This is a genomic window from Bradyrhizobium sp., assembly GCF_016462955.1.
GTDB lineage: Bacteria > Pseudomonadota > Alphaproteobacteria > Rhizobiales > Xanthobacteraceae > Bradyrhizobium.
The window spans coordinates 1-3,373 of record NZ_JAEMSD010000633.1 but is presented as its reverse complement, the minus strand read 5'-3'; the positions used below and the strand labels follow the sequence as shown (position 1 = coordinate 3,373).

The 3,373-nt window shown below is 66.1% G+C and carries 3 protein-coding genes and 2 pseudogenes; 2 read left to right on the top strand and 3 right to left on the bottom strand.

Features of this window, described 5'->3' with window-relative positions; translation table 11 throughout:
- Both JHD07_RS35905 and JHD07_RS35900 read left to right on the top strand, forming a co-directional pair.
- Positions 1-91: pseudogene (locus JHD07_RS35905) on the top strand (orotate phosphoribosyltransferase); the annotation flags it as partial.
- 213 nt (positions 92-304) lie between these two features.
- Positions 305-1,084 carry a DUF2865 domain-containing protein gene (locus JHD07_RS35900; RefSeq protein WP_291630799.1) on the top strand — a complete coding sequence of 260 codons (780 nt, stop codon included), beginning with the start codon at positions 305-307 and terminating at the stop codon, positions 1,082-1,084.
- A 19-nt stretch (positions 1,085-1,103) separates the two neighbouring features.
- Here the strand turns inward: JHD07_RS35900 and JHD07_RS35895 are convergent, their stop codons facing one another.
- From JHD07_RS35895 to JHD07_RS35885, 3 genes and pseudogenes are all read right to left on the bottom strand, one after another.
- Positions 1,104-1,535 (bottom strand): hypothetical protein, encoded by a 432-nt coding sequence (locus tag JHD07_RS35895; protein ID WP_291630796.1) that lies wholly within the window; start codon positions 1,533-1,535, stop codon positions 1,104-1,106.
- A 117-nt stretch (positions 1,536-1,652) separates the two neighbouring features.
- The gene (gene pdeM / locus JHD07_RS35890; RefSeq protein WP_291630794.1) at positions 1,653-2,324 is read right to left on the bottom strand and encodes a ligase-associated DNA damage response endonuclease PdeM; all 672 of its coding nucleotides are present in this window, start codon (positions 2,322-2,324) and stop codon (positions 1,653-1,655) included.
- Between the two features lie 42 nt (positions 2,325-2,366).
- Positions 2,367-3,373: pseudogene (locus tag JHD07_RS35885) on the bottom strand (DNA ligase-associated DEXH box helicase); the annotation flags it as partial.

Sequence of the window (3,373 nt, the reverse complement as noted above, 5' to 3'; positions counted from 1 at the left end):
CGACCGCGAGGAAGGCGCCACCGACACCTTTGGCGCTGCCGGCCTGCCGTTCCGCTCCCTGTACAAGGCGTCGGAATTCCTGAAGGCGTAGCGATTCTCGCTCCTGCGTCCCGGGCGCGCCGCAAGGGCGTTGGCGCTGCCCTGCGTCCGGGGTACGATGGCGGAATCCGCGCGCGTTCAATCCTCATTTACCATCCGATCTTATGGTGAATCATGTGCTGAGATCCTGAGGTCTCAGCCGGTTCAGTAGCGTCGGGTGGAGTGAACGTTGCGTACAGTCCTGTCCCATGCGCGCCGTCGCGCGATGCTTGTGGCCGCCAGTCTGGCAGCCCCGCTGCTCGCGGCCCCTGCCCCTGTCTCGGCCGAAGGCCTGTTCGATTTCCTCTTCGGCGGAATGCAGCAGCAGCGGCCGCAGCGCGAGGTGCCGCAGCAGACGAACTCCTATGCCGATCCCTTCACCGGCCAGCAGAATGCGGCGACACCGCAATATGTGCCGCCGACCCGCTCGGCGGCGGCCGGCGGCTCGGGCCCGGCCTTCTGCGTGCGCAGTTGCGACGGGAAGTATTTTCCGCTGATGCGCGGCCTCGTCTCGGCGGCGCAGATGTGTCAGGCGTTCTGTCCCGCCAGCGCGACCAAGGTCTATTTCGGCTCCTCGATCGATGGGGCCTATTCGCAGACCGGCGAGCGCTACGCCGACAGCGAAAACGCGTTCGCCTACCGCAAGGCGTTGCGCGCCGACTGCACCTGCAACGGCCGCGAGCCGGCCGGCCTCGCCCCGGTCGATCTCGCGCTGGACTCCTCGCTCAAGGCCGGTGACGTGATCGCCACCACCGACGGCCTTGTTGCCTATACCGGCGTTCGCGTCGGCAACGACCAGGCTGCGGATTTCACCCCGGTCGCCTCCTATCCCGGCCTCACCGCGCAGGTTCGTGCCCGGCTCGGCGAGATGAAGGTGGCACCGGTGCGCGCCGAGACGGTGTCGGCCGATGCGCCGGCCGCAGAGATCGTGCACGAGCCGCTACCGGATGTGACGGTACCGAAGACGGCGGTGCAGAAGCCGGCGAAGCGGGCGGGGTTGGAGTAGGGATGACGGCCGCCGGCCGTCACCTCCCGATGATCACCCCGATCACGTTTGGCGCGGACAGATATTTCTCCTCGATCGCCGCGCGCGCGGCGGCGCGGTTTTCCGGCGTCAGGAGACCGCGCTTCTCGGCCAGGATCATCCAGCAGAAGCCCCACCAATCGGTCAGCATGCCCTGATCGCCAACGAGGTCATAACCCTGCTCGGCCGCGAAGATGCGCGCATGCGCCTCGTCCAGCGTGTCGAGAAACAGATGGTCCTCGGTCGAGAACAGATCGTCGCTGATGTCGTCGATCGTGTAGCCCCAGATCGACTGGCACACCGCATTGAACTCGCGATCGAACTGGTCGTCATCGACGGCGTAGCGCAGTGCCGCCTGATGCAGCCGCGACAGCGAGCGCGCGAAATCGGCGATCCGGGTGAGGGCAAATTGATCGAAGGCAATGGTGGACATGTAGTCCTCGCAAAGTCTGACAGACGCTAGATATGGTGTCGGCTACGCGCCGAATCACAATGATATATCAAAGACTTGCTAAAGTGTTCTTAATTCGTTCTGGAGAGGTACCGAACCTCAAAAGCAGCGTGACGCCGCGATGGCGTGGACGCGGCGATCGCCGAGGAGATGGGCGACAAAGCCGTTCTTCGGAAAGATTTTTTTGAAGGCTGCATCGCGGATGCTGAGGCCGCCCGCGTAAGCGCCGAAGGCGGGCATCACCGCCCGCAACCCGTCGCTGGCGAAGCAGCGGCGCTCCATCGAGCGGCCGCGGGCCGAGACACGCGCCTTCGGGTGCAGATGGCCGGCGATCTCGCCGTGCGCGCCGGTCGGCTCGTGGCGAAAGGTGATCGGGCCGATCGCGACTTCGTCCGCGACGGTGCCGCCGAGATCGCGCGGCAGCTTGGGATCGTGATTGCCCGAGATCCAGATCCAGTCACGGCCGCTCTGGAGCGCGGTGACGGCATTGCGGTCGTCCGGCGACAAGCGCTCATGCGCGCTGCGGTCGTGAAAACTGTCGCCGAGCGCAATGACGATGCGCGGATCATGACGGGAGATGACAGCAGCGAGCCGGCCAAGCGTCGCGATGGTATCGTAAGGCGGCAGGAGCACGCCGCGCGCGGCGAAGCTCGACCCTTTCTCCAGATGCAGGTCGGAGACGACGAGCAGGCGCTGCTCGTCCCAGAACAGCGCGCCGGAAAGATCCGCCGCGAAGGTCACATCGCTAATCGTGACCCTGGAAACGCGCATGTCCTCGACATCCCCCGAAACTAGCGCGCCTGCCGTCACGTCTTACCCGCCTCGATCCATTGCCTCTTTGACGAGCTCGTCGGCGGCTTCGGCCAGGAGCTCGTCTGCAGCTTCGCCATAAACTGACTCGCGGCCGATTTCCAGCATCACGGGCACCGCGAGCGGGGAGACGCGGTCGAGTTCCCTGTGCGTGATGCGGCCGTGGATGCGCATCAACATGTCGCTGAGGCGGCGCAGATCGAGCAGGCCGGTGGCGGCGTCGGCGCGGGCGGCGCGCAGCAGCACGTGATCGGCCTGGTGCTTGCGCAGCACGTCGTAGACGAGGTCGGTCGAGAACAGCACCTGGCGGCGGCTCTTCTCTTCGCCGGTATGCCGCCGCGCGATCAGGCCGGAGATGATCGCGCAGTTGCGGAACGTGCGCTTCATCAGGGCGGATTCGGCGAGCCAGGCCTCGAGATCATCGCCGAGCATGTCGGGATCGAACAGTGCGTTGAGATCAATCCGGCCGCCCCGGATCATGAAGGAGAGATCGCCGAGCCCCCAGATCGCCACCGCATATTCATTGGCGACGAAGCCGAGCGGCCGCGCACGGGCGCGCTCGAGCCGGCGTGTCAGCAGCATGCCGAGGGTCTGGTGCGCGAGACGTCCCTCGAAGGGATAGCAGACCAGATAGTGCTTGTTGGCGCGGGGAAAGCTCTCGACCAGGAGCTCGCGCACGGCCGGCACCTGGCTGACGTCCTTCTGCAGAGACAGCCAGTCGCGCACCTGCTCCGGCAGGCCGGCCCATGCGCGGCCATCATCGAGCAGGCGGCGCACGCGCTCGGCGAGATAGGTCGAGAGCGGAAACTTGCCCCCCATATAGGACGGCACCTTGGGGTCCTTGTCGTGCGCACGCGAGACATAGACCTGGTCCTCGACCAACGTTTCGTAGCGCACCACCTCGCCGGAGAACACGAAAGTGTCGCCGGGCGAGAGGCCCTCGATGAAGGCCTCCTCGATCTCGCCGAGCAGCCGGCCGCCGCGCGCGAGCACGCCGGTCGAGCCGCCGG

Coding starts and splice junctions, on each gene's coding strand:
- JHD07_RS35900 (WP_291630799.1), top strand. CDS start 305: ATGCTTGTGGCCGCCAGTCTGGCAGCCCCGCTGCTCGCGGCCCCTGCC.
- JHD07_RS35895 (WP_291630796.1), bottom strand. CDS start 1,535: ATGTCCACCATTGCCTTCGATCAATTTGCCCTCACCCGGATCGCCGAT.
- pdeM (WP_291630794.1), bottom strand. CDS start 2,324: ATGCGCGTTTCCAGGGTCACGATTAGCGATGTGACCTTCGCGGCGGAT.